The 20,837-nt window shown below is 71.5% G+C and carries 16 protein-coding genes and 2 pseudogenes; 10 read left to right on the plus strand and 8 right to left on the minus strand.

The window, feature by feature from the left end; all coding sequences use genetic code 11:
- Window positions 1-365 precede the first annotated feature (365 nt).
- Together folD and ALLO2_RS13075 are read left to right on the plus strand one after the other, a co-directional pair.
- A complete protein-coding gene (folD, locus tag ALLO2_RS13070; RefSeq protein WP_011437064.1) occupies window positions 366-1,232 on the plus strand; it encodes a bifunctional methylenetetrahydrofolate dehydrogenase/methenyltetrahydrofolate cyclohydrolase FolD in 867 nt (288 codons plus the stop codon).
- Between the two features lie 218 nt (window positions 1,233-1,450).
- Entirely contained in the window at window positions 1,451-3,787 is a 2,337-nt protein-coding gene (locus tag ALLO2_RS13075) for an MMPL family transporter (protein ID WP_035732385.1), read from the plus strand.
- A 187-nt stretch (window positions 3,788-3,974) separates the two neighbouring features.
- Here the strand turns inward: ALLO2_RS13075 and ALLO2_RS24515 are convergent.
- The 5 genes and pseudogenes from ALLO2_RS24515 to ALLO2_RS13095 form a co-directional block, all read right to left on the minus strand.
- A pseudogene (locus tag ALLO2_RS24515) lies at window positions 3,975-4,193 on the minus strand (cytochrome P450); the annotation flags it as partial.
- Between the two features lie 46 nt (window positions 4,194-4,239).
- A complete protein-coding gene (locus tag ALLO2_RS13080; RefSeq protein ID WP_035732386.1) occupies window positions 4,240-5,565 on the minus strand; it encodes a cytochrome P450 in 1,326 nt (441 codons plus the stop codon).
- A gap of 25 nt (window positions 5,566-5,590) precedes the next feature.
- Complete coding sequence (gene ureG, locus ALLO2_RS13085) at window positions 5,591-6,340, minus strand: urease accessory protein UreG (protein ID WP_035732388.1); 750 nt, start codon at window positions 6,338-6,340, stop codon at window positions 5,591-5,593.
- A gap of 36 nt (window positions 6,341-6,376) precedes the next feature.
- Window positions 6,377-7,447, minus strand: coding sequence for a tRNA (adenosine(37)-N6)-threonylcarbamoyltransferase complex transferase subunit TsaD (gene tsaD / locus ALLO2_RS13090; RefSeq protein ID WP_035732437.1), 1,071 nt, complete (start codon window positions 7,445-7,447; stop codon window positions 6,377-6,379).
- Between the two features lie 101 nt (window positions 7,448-7,548).
- Complete coding sequence (locus tag ALLO2_RS13095; protein ID WP_023841051.1) at window positions 7,549-8,052, minus strand: Fur family transcriptional regulator; 504 nt, start codon at window positions 8,050-8,052, stop codon at window positions 7,549-7,551.
- A gap of 42 nt (window positions 8,053-8,094) precedes the next feature.
- Here ALLO2_RS13095 and ALLO2_RS13100 point away from each other — a divergent pair, with 42 nt between their 5' ends.
- The 8 genes and pseudogenes from ALLO2_RS13100 (at window position 8,095) to ALLO2_RS25635 (ending at window position 17,359) form a co-directional block, all read left to right on the plus strand.
- A complete protein-coding gene (locus ALLO2_RS13100; RefSeq protein ID WP_035732390.1) occupies window positions 8,095-8,823 on the plus strand; it encodes a peptide deformylase in 729 nt (242 codons plus the stop codon).
- Between the two features lie 231 nt (window positions 8,824-9,054).
- Complete coding sequence (locus ALLO2_RS13105; RefSeq protein ID WP_232235080.1) at window positions 9,055-10,017, plus strand: LLM class F420-dependent oxidoreductase; 963 nt, start codon at window positions 9,055-9,057, stop codon at window positions 10,015-10,017.
- Window positions 10,018-10,094: 77 nt separating this feature from the next.
- A pseudogene (locus tag ALLO2_RS13110) lies at window positions 10,095-11,849 on the plus strand (FAD-binding oxidoreductase).
- A gap of 1 nt (window position 11,850) precedes the next feature.
- Window positions 11,851-12,621 carry a precorrin-6A synthase (deacetylating) gene (cobF, locus tag ALLO2_RS13115; protein ID WP_023841054.1) on the plus strand — a complete coding sequence of 257 codons (771 nt, stop codon included), beginning with the start codon at window positions 11,851-11,853 and terminating at the stop codon, window positions 12,619-12,621.
- 30 nt (window positions 12,622-12,651) lie between these two features.
- Window positions 12,652-14,238, plus strand: a complete 1,587-nt coding sequence (locus ALLO2_RS13120; RefSeq protein WP_023841055.1) for an MmgE/PrpD family protein — start codon at window positions 12,652-12,654, stop codon at window positions 14,236-14,238.
- A complete protein-coding gene (prpB, locus tag ALLO2_RS13125) occupies window positions 14,235-15,113 on the plus strand; it encodes a methylisocitrate lyase (RefSeq protein ID WP_023841056.1) in 879 nt (292 codons plus the stop codon). Before ALLO2_RS13120 ends, prpB begins: the two co-directional genes overlap by 4 nt.
- Window positions 15,114-15,344: 231 nt before the next feature.
- Entirely contained in the window at window positions 15,345-16,808 is a 1,464-nt protein-coding gene (locus ALLO2_RS13130; protein WP_084588427.1) for a M20/M25/M40 family metallo-hydrolase, read from the plus strand.
- Window positions 16,809-16,840: 32 nt separating this feature from the next.
- The gene (locus ALLO2_RS25635; protein ID WP_035732394.1) at window positions 16,841-17,359 is read left to right on the plus strand and encodes a hypothetical protein; all 519 of its coding nucleotides are present in this window, start codon (window positions 16,841-16,843) and stop codon (window positions 17,357-17,359) included.
- Here ALLO2_RS25635 and ALLO2_RS13140 read toward each other — a convergent pair.
- From ALLO2_RS13140 to ALLO2_RS13150, 3 genes are all read right to left on the minus strand, one after another.
- The gene (locus ALLO2_RS13140) at window positions 17,344-17,547 is read right to left on the minus strand and encodes a DUF5703 family protein (RefSeq protein ID WP_011437049.1); all 204 of its coding nucleotides are present in this window, start codon (window positions 17,545-17,547) and stop codon (window positions 17,344-17,346) included. The two genes, ALLO2_RS25635 and ALLO2_RS13140, sit on opposite strands and share 16 nt — an antisense overlap.
- Window positions 17,548-17,756: 209 nt before the next feature.
- Window positions 17,757-19,007, minus strand: coding sequence for a hypothetical protein (locus tag ALLO2_RS13145; protein ID WP_175443435.1), 1,251 nt, complete (start codon window positions 19,005-19,007; stop codon window positions 17,757-17,759).
- Entirely contained in the window at window positions 19,004-20,794 is a 1,791-nt protein-coding gene (locus ALLO2_RS13150; protein WP_035732396.1) for a glycosyltransferase family 39 protein, read from the minus strand. The genes ALLO2_RS13145 and ALLO2_RS13150 overlap by 4 nt, the downstream gene beginning before the upstream one ends.
- Window positions 20,795-20,837: the final 43 nt, after the last annotated feature.

Here is a 20,837-nt window from a genome sequence, read left to right on the forward strand (position 1 = left end):
CCACTGGCCGTCACCGGGCCGTTACCCGTCCGTCGGCTGGCCGTCACCCGGCCGTCGCCGGTGAATGTGGGGGGACCTGAGCACGGTCTGCGGTCCCTGGACCGTGCCTTGCTCCCCACAATGTGGCCGGACAATGTGGCCGGCGTCGGTGCTTCCCGCGCCGAGGGTTCCCCTCGGTGGTGGGTATGACGGTACCGGGCACCTGTGTGCCATGTTGGCGTAGCGTGCTCGCTCGGGCTCCGCCGGATGTCGGGGGACCGCGCCGGACGCCTGGCTGACCCGGGCATGACCCGGCTTGGAGACCGGATCGGAGACCCGAATAGAACCCGGACATGATCTGACGACCGTGACGCGAAGGGCCGATAGTGAGCGCAGTGATAATCGACGGCAAGGCCGTCGCCCGCAGAGTGCGTGAGAACGTGGCCAGGGAGGTCGCTGAGTTCCGCGACCGGACCGGCATCCAGCCCGGCCTCGCGACCGTGCTCGTGGGTGACGACCCCGCGTCCGCCGTGTACGTCGGTGGCAAGCGTCGGGCCTGTGTCGAGGCCGGCATGGCCGACCTGCATCAACACCTGCCGGCCGACACCTCCCAGGAGAAGGTCGCGGCGCTCTTGGATGATCTTGCCGCCGATCCGGCCGTGTCGGGTATTCTGCTGCAGCTTCCGGTGCCCGAAGGCTTGGACGGGGCCGCGCTCGTCGGCCGGATCCCACCCGGGAAGGACGTTGACGGGCTCACCACCGCNAGCGTCGGTCTGCTCGCCCGGGGTCTGCCGGGTCTGCGGCCCTGCACACCGTCCGGGATCATCGAGTTGCTGGACTCCTACGACGTCGAGTTGTCCGGTACGCCCACGGTCGTCGTCGGTCGTTCGGAGCTGGTCGGTCGTCCGGTGGCAGCGCTGCTGGTGGGACGTAACGCGACCCTAACGATCTGTCACTCCCGTACACGGGACCTGGCGGCGGTCTGCCGCGGCGCCGACGTGCTCGTCGTCGCAGCGGGAAAGCAGGCGATCATCGGCGCCGACGCGGTGAAGCCGGGCGCCACCGTCATCGACGTCGGCATGCACCGGACCCCGCAGGGCCTGCGTGGCGACGTGGATTTCGAGGCGGTGCGCGAGGTGGCCGGGAAATTGACCCCGGTGCCGGGCGGGGTGGGGCCGATGACGATCGCGATGCTGCTGCGCAACACCCTGCTCGCTGCGCAGGCCGCCACCGGGACGGACGGTCCGGGCTGACGGTCCGGGCTGACGGTCCGGGCTGACGGTCCGGGCTGACGGTCATCGCGAGCCGCTTACCGCACCGAGTCACCCCGGGCTTGCGGGTCACATCCCTGACGTGAAGGTTTTCATCGGTTCTTCGCCAGCCGGCCGGTGGGGCCTACGAGTTCTGTCGGTGGCATGCGCCAGAATCGCCATCGTTGGGCAGGATGTGCGTTCGGCGTGGGGAGACGGGCATGACCAGCGGGGACGAGTCCGAGGTCAGGGACAGCGGCGGGTCGGTGGCACGGGCGCAGACCCCGCCAGCGCCAGCAGCACCGCCCCCNCCGGGGCCGGCTGTCGCCGGGGACGGCAACGGCACCCTGGCGGATTCCGCTNCCGGCCCCGCCGGTTCCGGTGGCCGTCCGGCGCGCGCCCGCCGGCCACGCATCGTCTACGTCTTCGCGGTCTTGGCCGTCGGCTGGCTCCTGCTCGGCGGCGTCGGCGGGTCCTACCAGGGCAAGCTCGGTGAGGTCCAGAAGAACGACAATGCCGCCTACCTCCCGAACTCGGCCGAGTCGACCAAGGTCGACACCGCGTCGCGGCAGTTTCGCTCCGTGCGGACGATTCCCGGCTTCGTCGTCTACGACCGCCAGGGCGGGCTGACCGCGCAGGACAAAGCCAAGATCACCGCCGACGTGAGGTCCTTCGCCGGGATTCACGGGGTGGACGCCGGCCAGCTCGGGCCGCCCCAGTTCGCCCGCAACGGCGCTGTGGCCGCCGTGGCCGTGCCGCTCGTCGCCCAGGACGGCGGCCGCGAGGTCAAGGGTGATGAGCTCGTCGACGTCGAGAAGGCCGTCGTCGCGGCCGCCCGCGACGGGGCACCGGCCGGTCTCGCCGTGCACCCGGCCGGGCCGGGGGGTCTGCTCGTCGCCTTCATCGAGGCATTCTCCGGCCTCGACGGGCTGTTGCTGCTCGCCGCGGGCCTCGTCGTCGTGGGCATCCTGCTGCTCGTCTATCGCAGCCCGGTGTTGTGGTTCTTCCCGCTGTTCAGCGCGGTGCTCGCGCTCGGCGTCTCGGCGCTGATTATCTATCCGTTGGCCAAGAACAACGTCCTCACCCTCAACGGACAGGGCCAGGGCATCCTGTCGGTGCTGGTCATCGGCGCCGGCACCGACTACGCGCTGCTGCTGGTGAGCCGCTATCGGGAGGAGCTGCACGCCTACCCCAGCCGGATCCAGGCGATGATCGTGGCCTGGCGGGGCGCCGCTCCGGCGATTACCGCCTCGGCGGTAACGGTGATCCTCGGCCTGCTCTGCCTGAGCCTCGGGGAACTGAACTCCACCCGCAGCCTCGGGCCGGTGGCGGCGATCGGCATCGCCTGCACAGCCCTGATCATGCTGATCTTCCTGCCGGTGTTCCTGGTGATCGCCGGGCGCTGGATCTTCTGGCCTCGCATTCCCCGCGTCGATCACCAGGCCGACCTCGCCGGTCACGGTCTCTGGGCACGCTTCGCCGGAGGCCTCGTCCGCCGGGCCCGGTGGGCCTGGATCGTCACGACGGTCGTGTTGCTGGCCTGCTCGTCCCTGATCGTCACCCTGAAGGTCGACGGCCTGTCGACGACGGACAGCCTGACGGGGCGGCCGGAGGCGATCGTCGGCCAGGAGATCTTCGACGCCAACTTCAGCCAGGGGCAGGGCGCCCCGGCCGTCATCATCACCAACACCGTTGCCGCCGCGGACGTCATCGCCGCCGTCCGGAAGGTCGACGGCGTCGCCACCGCTCCCGGCTCGGTCTGCGTGGAGGTCGACTACGCCAAACTCGCCGCCCGGTTGGCGTCCGGTGGGCGTCCGGCGGCGAGGGGTTCCGACGGATGCGCCCCGAAGTCGGTCCAGGTCGCCCCGGTTGACGGTCGAATCGCCATCGACGCCGCCATCGTCCACCGTTATGACACCGCCGAGGCTTACAACACGATCACTGCGATCCGACGGGTCGTCCGGGAGGTGCCCGGGGCGAACGCCCTGGTCGGTGGCCAGTCGGCGATCAATCTCGACACCCAGAACGCCTCGCGCCACGATCGCAACCTGATCATCCCGATCGTGCTGGTCGTCATCCTCCTCGTGCTCGGCGTCCTGTTGCGGGCGCTGCTCGCCCCGGTCCTCCTGATCGCGACGGTGGTGCTCTCGTTTGCCGCGACGCTGGGCGTGAGCGCGGTGGTGTTCAACCACGTCTTCGGGTTCGCCAACGCGGATCCCGGCTTCCCGCTGTTTGCGTTCATCTTCCTCGTCGCCCTGGGGATCGACTACAACATCTTCCTGATGACCAGGGTCCGGGAGGAGACCCTCATCCACGGCACCCGTAGCGGCATCGTGCGCGGCCTCGCGGTCACGGGCGGGGTCATCACCTCGGCCGGGATCGTCCTCGCCGGGACGTTCGCCGTGCTCGGCGTCCTCCCGCTGGTCTTCCTGGCCCAGGTGGGTTTCTCGGTGGCCTTCGGGGTGCTGCTGGACACGGTTCTGGTCCGCTCGGTCCTCGTGCCGGCGCTGAGCCATGACCTCGGTCCGAAGATCTGGTGGCCCTCGAAGCTCTCCTGACACGCACTCGCCCGGCCCGGCCTCCGCGCCAGGACCGAAGCCAACGCACGCTGTCGGCCCCCTGTCCTCGACGGAGGGTGCCGGACCCAGCCGCACGGGAACGGACTTTCGATGCCGGTGAGGCGGGGCCGGGGACACCACGCGGGCAGCGGGGCTGGCCGCCGGGCCTTACGGGCCTTACGGGACGCTACGAGACACGCACGGGCATCGATGCCCAGCCGCGGACCGTGGAGGTACGGGCTTGGACGGCGTTGTCCCAGGCGATTTCCCAGTCGAGGAAGCGGGTGAGGACCTCGTCCAGGGCCACCTTGCCCTCGATGCGGGCCAGTGCGGCGCCGAGGCAGTGGTGGATGCCGTAGCCGAAGCTCAGGTGGCGGCCGATCTCGCGGTGGATGTCGAACTCCTCTATCGAGCCGCGGCCGCACCGGTAGGTCTGCCGGTCGGTCAGGTGGTCAGGTGATCTTTTCCAGCTGGACCGGTAGCCCGTCCCGTGGAACAGGCAGCGGGAAACGGTCTAATGAGATCCGGTAGCCCGGTGCCAGGCTCCACCGGTACCGCAGCAGCATCTGGTGCAGGATCGCCTTCACCTGCTGACCGGCGAAGTGCAGACCGATGCAGGTATGTGGCCCGCCACCGAACGGTTGCCAGGCGTAGGGATGTACCTTGTCCTCGCGACGGTGGTCCGCGAACCGCTCCGGGTCGAACCGTTCCGGGCTCGGCCAGTACTCCGGCATCTGGTGGGTGAAGGCGAGCGCGAGGGCGGCCACGGTACCGGCGGGCACCGTGACGCCGAGCACGTCGATGTCTTTCACTGTGGCGCGCAGGAGGATCGGCACCGGCGTGACCAGGCGCAGCGCCTCCTTCATGACCAGAGCGAGTGACGGCAGCCGATCGAGGTCGGCATGGTCCACCGCTGGCGTGCCGAGGGCGAGCGACTCCTCGCGGCACCGCTGCTGCCACTCCGGATGCCGTGCCAAATAGTAGCTCATGCTGGTCATCGTGATCGTGGACGTGTCGTGCGCGGCCACCATCATCAGGATCATGTGGTTGACGACGTCGTCGTCGCTCAGCCTGCTGCCGTCCTCGGCCTCGGCGTGGCAGAGCCGGCTGAACATGTCGGTGCCGCTCCCGGCTCGTTTCGCGGGCACCCGCAGCCGCAGGAACTCCTCCAGGTACCGGCGCCCGGCCAAGCCACGCGACCAACGTAGCCCGGGTGCCGGCACGCGGACCACCGCGCCCGGCGCGCGGATGCAGGCGAACAGCGCGGCGTTGAACCGGTCGGCTTCCGGTCCCAGCCGTTCACCCATGAAGATCCGGGTCGCCAGTTCGAGGGTGAGCTGTTTGACCGCGGGATAAACCTGGAACCTCGCGCCCGGCCGCCACCCCGCGACGCCCCGTTCGATGGACGGGTTCATCCCGGCGAGATAGCCGCGCAGTCTGTNCGGGGCGAACGCGCCGGCGAGGATCCGACGGTGGTGGCGGTGCTCGTCGAAGTCGAGCATGCTCAATCCGCGCCGAAAGAACGGTCCGGCTATCCGTTGCTGCCCCGGGCCGTTCGCGAATGCCTGCTCATGGTTGCGCAGCGCCAAGCCGGTGGCGTCCGGGCCGAGCAGGCTCACCACCCGCAGCCCGAAGGTCCGCTCCCATGACACCGGGCCATACCGGTCGTAGCGCTGCCGCCAGTGCTGGGCAGGGTCATGCAGGTAGCGCAGGGTGTATCCCACCAGGGGCGGNCCTCCGNCGCCCGGCACCGGNCCCCTGGANCCCCTCACCGCCATGAAACCCCTCACCGCTACGACGCTCTCACATCCTATTTAAAGGTTGCGACGCATTAGACGCATCGGACGCATCGTAGGAACCGCCGCGCGGGGACAGTTCGGCGAGCTGGGCCCGTACCCAGGCGGTCACGTCCGCGGCCGTGGGGTCGGCGGTGAGCGAGGTGAACACCACCGGACGGGCACCGCGGGCCGCGGTCGCGTCCCGGGCCATGACGTCGAGGTCGGCGCCCACCAGGGGGGCCAGATCGGTCTTGTTGATGACCAGCAGGTCGCTGCCGGTCACCCCCGGTCCGCCCTTGCGGGGCACCTTGTCGCCCCCGGCGACGTCGACGACGAAGATCTGCCGGTCGATTAGCCCGTAGCTGAACGTCGCGGTGAGATTGTCACCACCGGACTCGACGAGGACCAGGTCCAGGGGGCCGGTGTCGGCCTCCAGGTCCTCGACCATGTCAAGGTTCGCGGTGATGTCGTCGCGAATCGCGGTGTGCGGGCAGCAGCCGGTCTCGACCGCGCGGATCCGCTCGGGATCGAGCACGCCGGCCNGGCGCAGGAAGTCGGCGTCCTCGGTGGTGTAGATGTCGTTCGTCACCACCCCGATGCGCAGGCTCGACGACAGGGCCCGGCACAGCGCGGCGACCAGGGCCGTCTTACCGCTGCCCACCGGGCCGCCGACCCCGATCCGCGGCGCCCGCCCGGCGCCGGCTGGCCCCGCGTCAGCTGGCCCCGTGCTGGCCCGCCCGTCAGTTCTCTGGAACTCCTCATGTCCGAGGTGCATCGTCGCGCTTCTCCCGTTCGAGGGGCCCGCCGGTGCTCACGCGGCGTGCAGGGCCGGCAGCGCGGTGCCGAGCTGGGCCCGTTCGAGGAACGCGCCCGGCATGGCGGTGAGCTCGGCGGGGGNGGGCTCGGCGCCGGCGCGGACGAGCAGGTCACCCAACGCCGCGATCATCACGCCGTTGTCCGTGCACCGCCGGCGGGCCGGTATCCGCAGCCGGATGCCGGTCTGCTCGCAGCGGCTGGCCGCCAGCGCCCGCAGCCGGCTGTTCGCCGCGACCCCGCCGACGATGAGCAGGTCACCGATCCCGTGGTCGAGGCAGGCACGGACCGCCTTGGCGGTGAGCACGTCGACGACTGCCTCCTGGAAGGATGCGATCACATCGCCGGCCGGTACGGGGGAGTCGGGATGCGACTCGACCCATCGGGCGACGGCGGTCTTCAGCCCCGAGAACGAGAAGGTGTAGGGCGCGTCCGCCCGGCCGGTCAGCGGCCGGGGGAAGGCCAGCGCCGTCGCATCGTGGCCGACCGCGGCTCGGTCGACCGCGGGACCGCCCGGATAGGGCAGGCCGAGCACCCGGGCGACCTTGTCGAAGCACTCCCCGGCCGCGTCGTCAAGCGTGTCGCCGAGGTGGGTGATCGGGTCGCGAGCGAGGTCCCCCACCCGCAGCAGCGACGTGTGCCCGCCGGAGACGATCAGGGCGATGAGGGGATCGGGTAGCGGTTCGCCGTCGACGAGGTCCGCGGCGAGGTGACCGGCGAGATGGTGCACGCCGTAGAGGGGAACATCGAGCGCCGTGGCGTACGCCTTCGCCGCGGCCACCCCGACGTGCAGGGCGGTGGCGAGGCCGGGGCCGGCGGTGACCGCGACGGCGCCGATGTCCGCCACGAACAGCCCCGCCGAGGACAGCGCCGCGCGCACGCAGGGCACCAGCGCCTGCACGTGGGCCCGGGCGGCGATCTCGGGGACCNCCCCGCCGTAGCGGGCGTGCTGGTCCATGCTCGTCGACAGGGCCTCGCCCAGCAGCGTGCCGTTCCGGACGAGCCCCACCCCGGTCTCGTCGCAGGACGTCTCGATGCCCAGCACGACCGGGCCCTGCTCCGGCGGCATCCCCGCAGCCTCCTCGCGATAGTCGGTACCTGCGAGATTACGCCGGCGCGCGGTCCTCGCCGCGCCGGCGCGGACCCTCGTCATGCGGGTGCGGACCCTCGTCATGCGGGTGCGAGGTCCCCGTCCACGGACGGGGACGTCACCGAACAGGCGCGGCACCGACCGGCAAGGGCGGCGTGGTCGGGCTGCAGGGTGAACCCGACGGTGGTGGCGAGCCGACGCGCGACGTCGTCGAGCAGGTCCGCGGGCACGTCGAGGATCGTGCCGCAGGAGCGGCACCGGACGTGCAGGTGGGCGCCGCCGGTGAGGGCCGCCGCCAGGTGGTAGACGGCCGGCCCGTGGTCGGGGTGGACGTGGGTGACCAGGCCGAGGTCGCCGAGGGTCTCCACCGCGCGATAGACGGTGGTGCGGTGCATGCCCGGGACGATCGTCTCCGCCCGGGCGAAGACGTCGTCAACGGACAGGTGCTCGCTCGTGCCGGCGAGTACCTGGAGCACCGCCCGGCGGGCCGGGGTAACCCGCTCCCCGCGGGCGCGCAACGCGGCGATCCCGGCGGCGGACGGATCGCCACGCCGGCCGTCACGATCCGTCTGACTGTCCTTCACGATCCAGGTGTCCTTCACGATTCACGTGGCACAGTATCCCGCATGACCGTGCTCCCGATCCGCACCGTTGGTGATCCCGTTCTGCGCACTCCGACCACGCTGGTCACGGAGTTCGACACTGCGCTCGGTCGGCTGGTCACCGACATGATCGACACCATGTACGACGCGCCCGGGGTGGGGCTTGCCGCCCCGCAGATCGGGGTCGGGCTGCGCCTGTTCGTCTTCGACGTCGACTACGACCCGCGTGACGAGTCGGTACCACGGGTGCCGCGGGTGGTGGTGAACCCGGTGCTGGAACTCGGCCCGGACCCGGGGCAGCCCGGGGAGACCCAGCGGCCTGGCGGGATCCAGCGGTCCGGGGAGACCCAGCGGTCCGGGGAGACCCAGCGGTCCGGGGAGACCCAGCGGTCCGGGGAGACCCAGCGGTCCGGGGAGACCCAGCGGTCCGGGGAGACCCAGCAGCACGGCCCGGAGGGATGCCTGTCCGTCCCGGGGCTGCACTTCCCGACCACGCGGGCGCTGGCCGCGCGGGTCCGCGGGGTGGACGTTACGGGGCAGCCGGTCGAGTACGCCGGCGAGGGCCTGCTTGCGCGCTGCTTCCAGCACGAGGTCGACCATCTCGACGGGATCCTCTACGTCGACCGGCTGACCGGGGAGGCGCGCCGTGCCGCCGTCCAGGCACTGCGCGAGCCGCCGCCGACCCCGGAGCAGGCACGGGCGGCCGGCGAGTACCTGCGGTCGCTGCGCCGGTCAGCCGGGTCGGTCCGGTGACGGTTAGGGCCGATCGGGTCGGTCCGGTGACGGTCTGACGACGGTCGGGTCGCGCCGGTCGGGTCGCGCCGGGGACGGCCGCCGGTCGCCCGACGGGCTATCTTGGTATCCGCCTCGTCCTCGAGGATGCCACCGGCGAGTGCCCGTCTTCGAGGTGTCCCGTCTTCGAGGCGCCCCGTCCTCGATGTGTCCCATCCTGGAGATGCCCCGGTGAGTGGAGGAGTGGCTGCGGTGACCGAGGTCTCCGGCGGGCCGTACAAACGGCCGTTCCGGTTCAACATCCAGTGTTCCTCCCCCGCCGAGGTGAGCGCCCGGTCATGGGCCGACCTCGCCCACCGGGTCGAGGATCTCGGCTACGCGACGTTGACCGTCTCCGACCATCTCGACGAGCAGGTCGCGCCGATCGCGGCGCTGATGGCCGCGGCCGACGCGACGACGACGCTGCGGATCGGCGCGATGGTGTTCAGTAACGACTACCGCCATCCGGTGGTGCTGGCCAAGGAGGCGGCGACCCTCGACGCGCTGTCCGGCGGACGGTTCGAACTCGGCCTCGGCGCCGGCTGGATGACCTCCGACTACTCCCGAGCCGGTCTGCCGCTCGATCCGCCGGGGGTGCGCATCGGCCGGCTCGCCGAGTCCCTCGCCGTCATCAAGGGGATGTTCGCCGACGGACCGTTCACCTACAGCGGCACCCACTACCAGGTCGCCGGCCTGAACGGGACGCCGAAGCCGGTGCAGCGGCCCCACCCGCCGATCGTGATCGGTGGTGGCGGGCGCCGGCTGCTGACCCTCGCCGCCCGTGAGGCCGACATCATCGGGCTGAACATGAACATGGCCGGCGGGGNGATCGACGCCTCGCTCGGCGCCAACGCGACGACGGCGGCGACCGAGGAGAAGGTCCGCTGGATCCGGGAGGCCGCCGGCGCCCGTTGGGACGATCTCACCCTTCAGGTCCGCGTCCACCTCGTCGTCGTCACCGACAACCGCACCCAGGTCGCCGAGCAGTTGGCCGCCGGGTTCGGGCTCACCTCCGAACAGGCGCTCGCGACCCCGCACGCGCTGTGCGGGTCGGTCGACGAGATCGTCGACGACCTCGTCGAGCGCCGCGAGCGCTTCGGCCTCAGCACGATCGGGGTCTCCCTGGACGCGTTGACCGCCATGGCGCCGGTCGTCGAACGTCTCGCCGGCACCTGAGCGGTCCGCCGCCCTCCCCCCGAGCCGTCGTCCCCCCGAGCCGTCGTCCGCTGTCCGTCCCCGTCGAGGAGCCATCGTTGGTCACGCACATGAAGTGGTGGGGCTGGGGCAAGGAGAGTGTCTCCTTCAGCCCCAGTGACAAGCCCGACCTCGCGCCGTTCATCCGTACGCACATCGGGCTCGACATCACCCGCCTGCCGGCCCAGCCACCGGCCTTCGCGGACCTGACGATCGCGGACCCCGTGCTGCCGGAGCCGCTGCGCGCCGCGCTTGTCGACGCCGCCGGCGCGGAGCACGTCACCACCGACGCACAGGCGCGGGTCGTGCACGCCTACGGCAAGAGCCTGCGTGACCTCGTCCGGGTTCGTAACCACGACCTCGGCCGACTGCCCGACGTCGTCGTCTACCCGGGAGACGAGGAGGCGGTCCGGGCGGTGCTGGCCGCGGCGCTGGCCGCGGACGCGGTCGTCATCCCGTTCGGCGGCGGCACCAACATCTCCGGCAGTCTCGAGGCGCCGCGCACCGAGACCCGCCCGGTGATCTCCGTCGACCTCGGCCGGCTCGACCGGGTGCTGGAGATCGACGCCGACGCCCGCCTCGCCCGCGTACAGGCCGGTGCCCTCGGCCCGGGTCTGGAGGAGCAGCTGGCCGCGCAGGGCTGGACGCTCGGCCACTTCCCGGACAGCTTCGCCCACTCCACCCTCGGCGGCTGGATCGCCACCCGCTCGTCGGGCATGCAGTCCGACAAGTACGGCGACATCGCGGAGATTACCAGGGCGGTGCGGGTCGTGACCCCCGCCGGGGTACTCGTCACCCGGCCCGTGCCCAGCCAGTCGACCGGCCCCAGCGTGCGGGAGATGATCCTCGGCAGCGAGGGGCGGCTCGGGATCATCACCGAGGCCACGGTGCAGGTGCATCGAGTGCCCGAGCAGCGCGTGATCCTCGGCTACTTCTTCCCGACCTGGGACGCGGCACTGCTGGCCATGCGGGAGATCGCCGCGAGCGAGGCCGCGCCGACGGTCACCCGGGTCTCCGACGCCAACGAGACGCGGTTCTCCTTCGCTACCCGCAAGCGCGGCTCCCTGGCCTCAAGTCTCGTCTCGGCCGGTATGAAGCAGTACCTGCGCCGGGTCCGCAGGTACGACCTCGACCAGATGTGCCTGTCGTTCATCGGCTTCGAGGGTTCACCCGCGCACGTCAAGGCCCAGCGCAAGCTGGTCGGGGCGATCGTCGCGCGCCGGGGCGGGATCTGTGTCGGCACCGGCCCGGGGCAGCTCTACGACCAGAAGAAGTTCGACACCCCGTACATCCGGGACTTCCTGCTCGGTCAGGGCGCGATGGCCGACGTGTCGGAGACGTCGACGTCCTGGTCGCAGCTCGGCCCGCTGTACCGGGGGGTGGTCGCGCGGGCGAACAAGGCGTTCGCCGAGATCGGTGTGACCGGTTGGATCATGTGCCNCCTGTCGCACTCGTACCACTCCGGGGCCTGCCTGTACTTCACGTTCGCCTATGCCTCCCCGGTGACGCTGGAGGCGATCGACGGGTACGACACGGTGAAGTCCGCGATCCAGCAGGGCTTCATCGAGCATGCCGGCACCCTGTCCCACCACCACGCGGTCGGCGTCGAGCACGCGCGCTGGCTCGCCGACGACATCTCACCAGCCGGCGTGCGCCTGCTCACGGCGCTGTTCGACGGCATCGACCCGGGCCGCAACCTCAACCCCGGCAAGATCGTCCCAGGGGTGGACGTCGCCCCGGGCCTGGCGGATTCGGCGGGCCCGGATTCGGCGGGCCCGGNTTNGGNGNGCCCGGCCGGGTCCGATCCGCGCTGAGATGCGCACGATCCTCGTCATTGGCATCGGTGCCGGCGACCCCGACCAGCTGACGATCCAGGCCGTCAAGGCGCTGAATCGGGCCGACGTCTTCTTCGTCCTGGACAAGGGGGCGGCGAAGGAGGACCTGGTCCGGCTGCGGCGGGAGATCCTCGACCGGCACGTCGAGGGGAACGGCTACCGGATCGTCGAGGCCCGTGACCCGAGCCGCGACCGGTCCTCGACGGACTACACCGCCGCCGTCGAGGACTGGCATTCCCGCCGGGCCGCACTGTACGAGCGGATGATGCTCGACGAGCTGGGCGAGGATGGCTGCGGGGCGTTCCTGGTCTGGGGTGATCCGTCGCTGTACGACAGCACGCTGCGCATCATCGACCGGATCGTGGCGCGGGGCGTGGTGCGGTTCGACTACGAGGTGATCCCGGGGATCACCAGCGTGCAGGCGCTCGCCGCCCGCCACCGGCTGATCCTGAACCGGATCGGCGGCCCGGTCGAGATCACGACCGGTCGCCGGCTCGCCGCCGGATTCCCGCCGGGGGTCGACGACGTCGTCGTCATGCTCGATGCCGAGAACACCTTCCTGACCCTNCCGGCCGACGACGTCGACATCTACTGGGGCGCCTACCTCGGCACCCCGGAGGAGGTCCTGCTGCACGGTCCGGTCGCCGAGGTCGGCGGGCTGATCGAGCGGACCCGCGCCGAGGCCCGCGAGCGTAAAGGCTGGATCATGGATACCTACCTGCTCCGCCGCCGTGAGGAAAGTGGCCGGTGAGAACCGTGGAGACGGCAGGGGGAATGTCCGATGAAGCTGCACGAGGTGCGCGCCCGCCGGTCCGTCGAGGCGCCGCCCCGGCGTGACCAGCTTGCCTGGAAGATCGCCGAGGTCGCCGCCGAGCGGGTGCCGGTGCCGCCGGAGGTCGTCGAGATGATCGGCAACCGAATCATCGACAACGCGGCGGTCGCCGCGGCGGCGCTGACCCGCGGCCCGGTCGTCGCGGCCCGCGACCAGGCGCTCGCCCATCCGTACACCCCGGGAGCGACGGTCGTCGGCGTCGAGCGGGCAGTACGGGTGTCGCCGGAGTGGGCGGCCTGGGCGAACGGCGTCGCCGTGCGGGAACTGGACTTCCACGACACCTACCTGGCCGCGGACTACTCCCATCCGGGCGACAACATCCCCCCGGTGCTCGCCGTCGCGCAGCACACCGGCCGCGGCGGCGCCGAGCTGGTCCACGGGATCGCCACCGCGTACGAGATCCAGGTCGACCTGGTGACCGGCATCTGCCTGCACGAACACCGCATCGACCACATCGCCCACCTGGGCCCCTCCGCCGTCGCCGGGATCGGTGCCCTGCTCGGCCTGCCCCCCGAGCCGATCTACCAGGCCGTCGGCCAGGCGTTGCACACGACGACGACCACCCGTCAGGCCCGCAAGGGCGAGATCTCCACCTGGAAGGCGTACGCCCCGGCCTTCGCCGGCAAGACGGCGGTGGAGGCGGTCGACCGGGCGATGCGCGGCCAGACCTCGCCGGCGCCGATCTACGAGGGGGAGGACGGGGTCGTCGCCTGGCTGCTCGGCGGCCCGGACGCGGTGTACCGGGTGGCGCTGCCGGAACCCGGCGAGCCCCGTCGGGGCATCCTCGCCACCTATCCCAAGGAGCACTCCGCCGAGTACCAGAGCCAGGCGCTGATCGACCTGGCCCGCCGGCTGCGTACCCGGCTGCCCGGGACCGGCTCGTCTCTCGGGGCCGGCTCGTCTCTCGGGGCCGGCTCGTCCACNGCCTCCTCCGAAGCCTCCTTCGAGGTCGACGTCGCGGCGATCCGCCAGATCGTCATCCACACCAGCCATCACACGCATCACGTGATCGGCACCGGCGCCGGGGATCCGCAGAAGGCCGATCCGACCGCGAGCCGGGAGACGCTCGACCATTCGATCATGTATATCTTCGCGGTGGCGCTGCAGGACGGGACGTGGCACCACGAACGTTCCTACGCCCCCGAACGGGCCGCCCGGCCCGACACCGTCGCGCTGTGGCACCGGATCCGCACGGTGGAGGATCCGCAGTGGACCCGCCGTTACCACGCGACCGACCCGGCCGAGCGGGCCTTCGGCGGGCGGGTGGAGGTCACGCTCGTTGACGGGACGTCGATCGTGGACGAGATCGCCGTCGCCGACGCGCATCCGGCCGGGGCCCGGCCGTTCCGGCGTGCGGACTACGTCGCCAAGCTGCGTACGCTCGCCGAGGGGGTCGTGTCGGCCGCCGAACAGGACCGGTTCCTCGACCTGGTCGGCCGGCTCGACACCCTGACCCCGGCCGAGCTCGCCGGGCTGACCCTCGTCGCCGACGCGCTCGCCCTGGAAACGGGCGGGACGAGGGGGGTCTTCGCATGATGGTGCCGGCCGGCCGGCCCGTCGCGGACAAGCGGCGGATGCTGCGGGCGGGTCTCGCCTCCGGCCGCCTGCAACGCTGGCCGGGCGCGTTCGTCCCGCTGGTCGCGATGAGCATCGAACGGACCGGTTTCGACGGCGTCTACGTCTCGGGGGCGGCGCTGTCCGCGGCGCTGGGACTGCCCGACGTCGGGCTGACGACGCTGACCGAGGTCGCCGCGAGTGCCGGGCAGATCGCCCGGGTCACCGACCTGCCGACCCTCGTCGACGCCGACACGGGATTCGGTGAGCCGCTGAACGTGCACCGCACGATCGGGCTGCTCGAGGACGCCGGGCTCGCCGGCTGTCACCTGGAGGACCAGGTCAACCCGAAGCGCTGCGGCCACCTGGACGACAAGGCGGTCGTCGGGCGCGACGAGATGGTGCGCCGCCTGCGCGCCGCGGTGGCGGCCCGCCGCGACGACGCCTTCGTGCTCTGCGCCCGCACCGACGCCGTCGCCGTGGAGGGGCTGACCGCGGCGATTGACCGGGCCCGTGCCTACGTTGACGCCGGCGCTGACATGATCTTCCCGGAGGCGCTCGCCGACGAGCGGTCGTTCGCGGCGTTCCGGGCCGCCGTCGACGTGCCGATCCTCGCGAACATGACCGAGTTCGGGAAGTCGCCGCTGCTCACCGCGGCGCAGCTGACGGACCTCGGGGTCAATGCCGTCATCTATCCGGTGACGACGCTGCGCGTGGCGATGGGCGCGATCATCCGGGGGCTCGCGACGCTCGCCGCCGAGGGCACCCAGGCCGACCTGGTCCCGGCGATGCAGACCCGCGCGGAGCTCTACGACCTGCTCGACTACGCCGGCTACGGCGCCGCTGACATCCTTTGACATCCTTCCGGTGGAAGGCTGCCATCCGTCGCAGGACGGGGACCAGCGTCGCCACCGCGGCCATCACACGATAGCCCGCCGGGGGCGTCCCGGACCTGTCAAGGTCGAAAGCGCTTATGGCGGTCACGCACCNCAGCCGGGGGNCGATCGCCTCAAGTTCCGCGCAGCTGTCGATGCCCCAGGAGACGGTCGCCCCGGCGGCTGCACCCCCGACGGGGCAGACTAGGCGGCATGGCGAGTGCGTCCACGACCCCCCCCGACCGCACCGGTGGCCTGCGCCTGCCGGTGACCGCCCCCTCCGCGGAGGGCGAGGTGGTCGAGCTCTGTCGGGAGATGCTCCGCTTCGAGTCGGTCAACCGCGGCAACGGCGACGGCAACGAGCGCCCGATCGCGGAGTACGTCGCGGCGAAGCTCGCGGAGGTGGGCCTTGAGCCGACCCTGCTGGAGTCGGCCCCGGGCCGCACCAGCGTGGTGACCCGGGTGGAGGGGGCGGATCCCTCGCGTGCGCCGCTGCTCGTCCACGGTCATCTCGACGTGGTGCCGGCGGATGCCAGCGAGTGGCGCCTGCCGCCGTTCGCTGGCGAGGAGGCCGACGGCTGCCTGTGGGGTCGGGGCGCGGTGGACATGAAGGACATGGACGCGATGACCCTCGCGGTCATCCGCGACATCGTCCGCACCGGCCGCAGGCCACCCCGGGACCTCGTCGTCGCCTTCGTCGCGGACGAGGAGGCCGGCGGCGTCCTCGGGGCGCGCTGGCTCGTCGAGAACCATCCCGACCTGTTTGCCGACTGCTCCGAGGCGATCAGCGAAGTCGGTGGGTTCTCCTACACCGTCTCCGACGACCTGCGCCTTTACCTCATCGAGACGGCGGAGAAGGGCATCGCCTGGATGAAGCTGACCGCTGCCGGCCGGGCCGGCCACGGTTCGATGATCAGCGATGACAACGCGGTGACGGCGCTGTGCGAGGCGGTGGCGAGGCTCGGCCGGCACACCTTCCCGCTGGTCATGACCCCGACGGTCCGGGTGTTCCTGAACTCCCTCGGGGAGGCGCTCGGCATCGAGTTCGACCTGGACGACCTGGAGGCGACCGTCGCGAAGCTCGGCCCGATCGCCCGGATGATCGGTGCCACGTTGCGTAACACCGCCAACCCGACCCAGCTCGAGGCCGGTCACAAGGTCAACGTGATCCCGGGCGAGGCCACCGCCTACGTCGATGGTCGCTATCTGCCCGGTCAGGAGGAGGAGTTCATCCGCCAGCTCGACGAGATCCTCGGGCCGGACATCCGTCGCGAATGGGTCGTCCACGACCAGGCGTTGGAGACCAGCTTCGACGGCGCGCTGGTGGAGGCGATGGCCGCGTCGCTGCGCGCCGAGGACCCGATTGCCCGGGCCGTGCCCTACATGCTCTCCGGCGGCACGGACGCGAAGTCCTTCTCCCGGCTCGGCATCCGCTGCTTCGGGTTCTCCCCGTTGCTGCTGCCGCCCGACCTGGACTTCTCCGGCATGTTCCACGGGGTGGACGAACGGGTGCCGCTCGACTCGCTGCGCTTCGGCGTCCGCGTCCTCGACCGCTTCCTGCNCNCCTGCTGNCCGGACCTGCCGGTACGGACCTGCCGGTACGGATCTGCTGACCTAAACCTGCCGGTACGGCTTGACGAGATGCCGCTGTCCGCGCGCGGGGCACCATCCGCGTAGGAGCCATCGTCGATGCATGACATGATGGGGGTATGGCTGGCGATCCGCTGTCCAGCATCGGCCTCGGAGCTCCGGTGGACGCGGACGCGGACCATCCCCGGGCCACCTACGCCTATCTCGTGCAGGTCAGCCGGGACGGCAGCGTATGGATCGCCGATCGGGCCGAGCCGTCCGGGGGCATCGAGGTCAGCGTGTTGTCCGCGCTGGAGGTCGCCCGGCAGGTTCTGCGTCGCCGGTTTGTGCAGCTGCGGGCCGATGACAGCGCCCATTGGAGCGATCACTGGTTCCGGGTCGACGTCTGGACGGTGGAGCGGTCCCGGAAGGCGGATACCGGCGACGCCGGAGCCGGCGCAACTGGAGCCGGCGCAACTGGAGCCGGCGCAACTGGAGCCGGCGCAACTGGAGCCGGCGCAACTGGAGCCGAGGTGCCGGCCGGATGGGCGTTGTCGGGACGGCATCTGCAGACCCGGGGGATAGCTCCGGACGTGGTCGAGGTGCGCACGCCCTCCCAGGTCCGCTGCCAGGTGGGCGGCTGTCAGGTGGGCAGATAGCCGGGCAGGCCGCCGGGGCGCCGACGGCGGCGCAGCACTACCCGCCGGGAGCCATCCGGGAACAGNCGTAGGCGTTCGAGCTCCCAGTGGCCGAACTCGGCGTGCATCGTGAGGATCTGGACGGCTGCCCGGCGGTCCGTACCCGGCGGCAGGTACAGCCGCTGGTACTCCAGCTCTACTCCATCCAATGCGGCCTGACCTCGTGGTTGCGAGCGGAGGATGACCGGCTGCGTGTGGTGTGGTGTGGCGTGGGATGGCGACCGATCATCGTGCGGTCCCCCTCTACGTTAACCGTATCGCCATCTTCTGGAAGGGCTTCTGGAAGCGCTCGCGAGATGATGCGGGCCCAGCGCGCCATCCACCGACGCGCGGCCGGTGGTCAGGGCACGGCCGGTGGTCAGGGCACGTAGGAGAGGGTGAAGGCCAGCGTCGCGTAGAGGGTCATCGCGGCCGTGGTGGCGGCGAGCGTGAAGGTGAAGATCTCCCGCCGGGCGGTGACGAGCGCGGCGACCAGCAGGAACGGGAACGCCCCGTAGACGTACCGCTCGGCGGAGTCCAGGTTGCTGCCGGTCAGCACGGCAGCCAGGACCAGGGCGCTCCACACCGGGTANGACACTGGCAGCCGGCGCGCCATGACCACCAGCCCCACGAGCGCCAGGAGCAGCCACGGCACGTGCAGCGCCGTGCCCAGCTCGCCGGAGAAGGCGCCCCGCGCCGCGTCCCACAGCACCGCCAGCGGGTTCGAGCTGCTGCCGTGACGTGCCGCGTCGCGCTGCAGCGTGAACGGCGCCAGCCCGTCACCGTAGGAGTGCGCCGACCACAGCAGGTAGATGCCGGCGCCGGCCACCGGGGCGAGCACGGCGAGTAGTCGACGCAGCCCGTCGCGGGCGGTGAGCGTTCCAGCCGTAGGCGTGGTGGCCGGCGTGCCAGGGCCGGGGCCGGGGCCGAGCCGGCGGACGAGCGGCCAAGGCAGCCCCCGGGCCGCCTCGAGAAGCACCGGCACCGCGAGGATCAGACCGAGGGGGCGACACAGGCCGCCGAGCAGGCCGGCCACGGCCGCCAGTTCCCAGCGCCCGCTGCGGGCACCGAGGAACACCGCCACGGCCAGCAGCCCGGCGAGTGCCTCGGCGTACCCCATGACCAGGACGAAGGCGGGTGGAGCCAGCGCGGCGAGCCAGATGAGCCGGGTGGTCGCCTCCGGGGCGAACCCCTCGAACCGGGCGAGCCCCACCAGCAGCAGCGCGAAGACCAACGCGCACACGTTGACCACGACCAGGAGCACGACGCCGACGTGGGCGTCGGCTCCCGGCAGCTTCGACAACCCCCGCACGAGCAGCGGCAGCAGGGGAAAGAACCGGCGGCTCTCGGCCCCAGCGCCGCTGTACCCGACCTCGGCAATCGTCTTGTACCACCCGGCGTCCCAACCGAGCAGGTCGGTGGTGCTCAGCTGCGCGCCCTGCTGCCCGCGGGCGTTGTCGGCGATGTACCTGGTCAGCGCCAGGGCCGCACCGACCGCCAGCCGGGCCGCGAGCCAGGCGAGCACGACCTCGCGCAGTTGCCAGCGGTCCTCCCAGCGGGTGGCCGCATGCCGGCCGCCCATGCCGCCACCTACCCGATGATCATCCGGCAGGGCCTCGGTCGCGGTCAAGAGGCCCGGAACCGCAGCAGCGCGTAGTTCTCGTAGACCTTGGCCGGCAGACCCTGCTTCATGACCTCGTCCGCGAGTGGCCGGGCCTCCTGCAGGGTGGTGCGCACCACCGTGCACAGCTCCTCGTAGGTGCGGTATGACCCGGAACCGGCGAGAAAGACGGTGTGTTCCGGACCGGCCTCGGCGAGGGCGCGCCGGGCGATCGCGACCCCGTTGGCCGATTCGTTGCGCTGCTCGTAGTCGACCCAGTCGACCCGATCCGGCGGTGCGTAGGTCGGCACGACGTACACCTTCATCCAGTTCGGCACGGTACGGGCGAGGCCCGGTCCGAGCTGGTCCGGGCAGACCAGCATCACATCACCGGGCCGGGCGGTCCGCTCGAGGACCTGCGCGGCCTCGGTGGCCTGGCTCCGCTCCCGGTGGATGTCGGAGGTCCCGGCGAGCAGACCGGTCAGGGCGGCGACGGCGNCCNCTCCATGGAACNCCCGCCGATCGGTGATGATCGTCGCGCCGAGCCCGATGACCAGCAGGAACGGCACGAAGGCGGTGGCGGTGTACCGGTCGGCCCAGGCGTTGCCGACCACCTTGCCCGCCGTCACCGCGACGACGAGTGTGCCGGTGGCCAGCAGGAACAGGGTCCGACCCGGTTCGAGACCACGCAGATCGAGAAGGATGAACCGGCTACCCGCGGGCCGGCCGGCGATGCCGGCGGCGGCGAGACCGGTGATCAGGAACAGCAACAGGCGACCCAGGGTCGTCGGGCCGCCGGCCCACTGGCCGTAGGCGTGGGAGATCGCGGCATAGCTGGCGGGCTCGCCCCAGGGGGTGCCGGTGTGGGCAAGCTGGTCGAAGAAGTCGGGCAGCCACGGGGCGAAGACCAGCCCGCCACCGACGATGCCGAGCAGCCCGAAGACCGGCCCCCGCCGCTGCGGGGTGAGGAAACGGGTCGGTGTCCGGTGACTGTGGGGGGCGCCCCGGCCCCGGCTTCCCGGGCTTCCCGGGCTTCCCGGGGCGGAACGGTATCCGGGTACACCTGTCGGGCCCGGATCGTTCGCCGAGGCGGTCATGCCGCCCGGCACACCCGCCGGGTCCGCCGCGCCCGCCCCGCGCCGGATCTGGCGCGCGACCCACCACGGACGGGCCACCAGCAGCAGGACCAGCCACGTTCCGACCGTGAGCAGCAGGTAGAGGCACCAGTAATGGGTCAGCGCCAGGCCTCCCGCGCAGAGCGCCAGGGCGATCGTCGATCTGATCGACGGTGCCCGCAGGACGCGCTCCAACGCCAGTCCACCCAACGCGGTGAGCAACACGATGAGGCTGTACATCCGGGTCTCGGTCCCGAAGTACAACGCGAACGGCGACGTGAGGTACAGCACGACGCTGACCCGCGCCGCCCGCTCGCCGACCACGCGGCGGGCGAGCAGGAACAGCGGCCACGCCGCACCGATGTTGATCAGCGCGGACAGGGAGCGGACCGCGAAGGTGCCCTCGCCGAACGCTTTGATCCAGCCGTGGAGCACCAGGTAGTACAACGGCGGTGAGCCGTCCCGTAGCAGGCCGTCCCACATCGTGAAGGCCGACCCACGCAGGGGCAGGCGGGCGATGGCGACGCTCTGCGCCTCGTCCAGCCAGAGTGCCTGGCTGGCGGTGAACCGCACGATCACCGAGACGGCGAGGAGCACTCCCATCACCGCGGTGAAGATCCGTCCCGCACGGCCGGATGCGTTCCCGACCTGGTCGACCGGCTCGGGGATCTGCTCCGCCGGCCGGACCGCGACATCCGTCACGGTCAGTCCCTTCCGTCCACATTGACCGGACTGCGACGGGCCG

This window comes from Frankia sp. Allo2 (assembly GCF_000733325.1).
Classification (GTDB): Bacteria; Actinomycetota; Actinomycetes; order Frankiales; family Frankiaceae; genus Frankia; species Frankia casuarinae.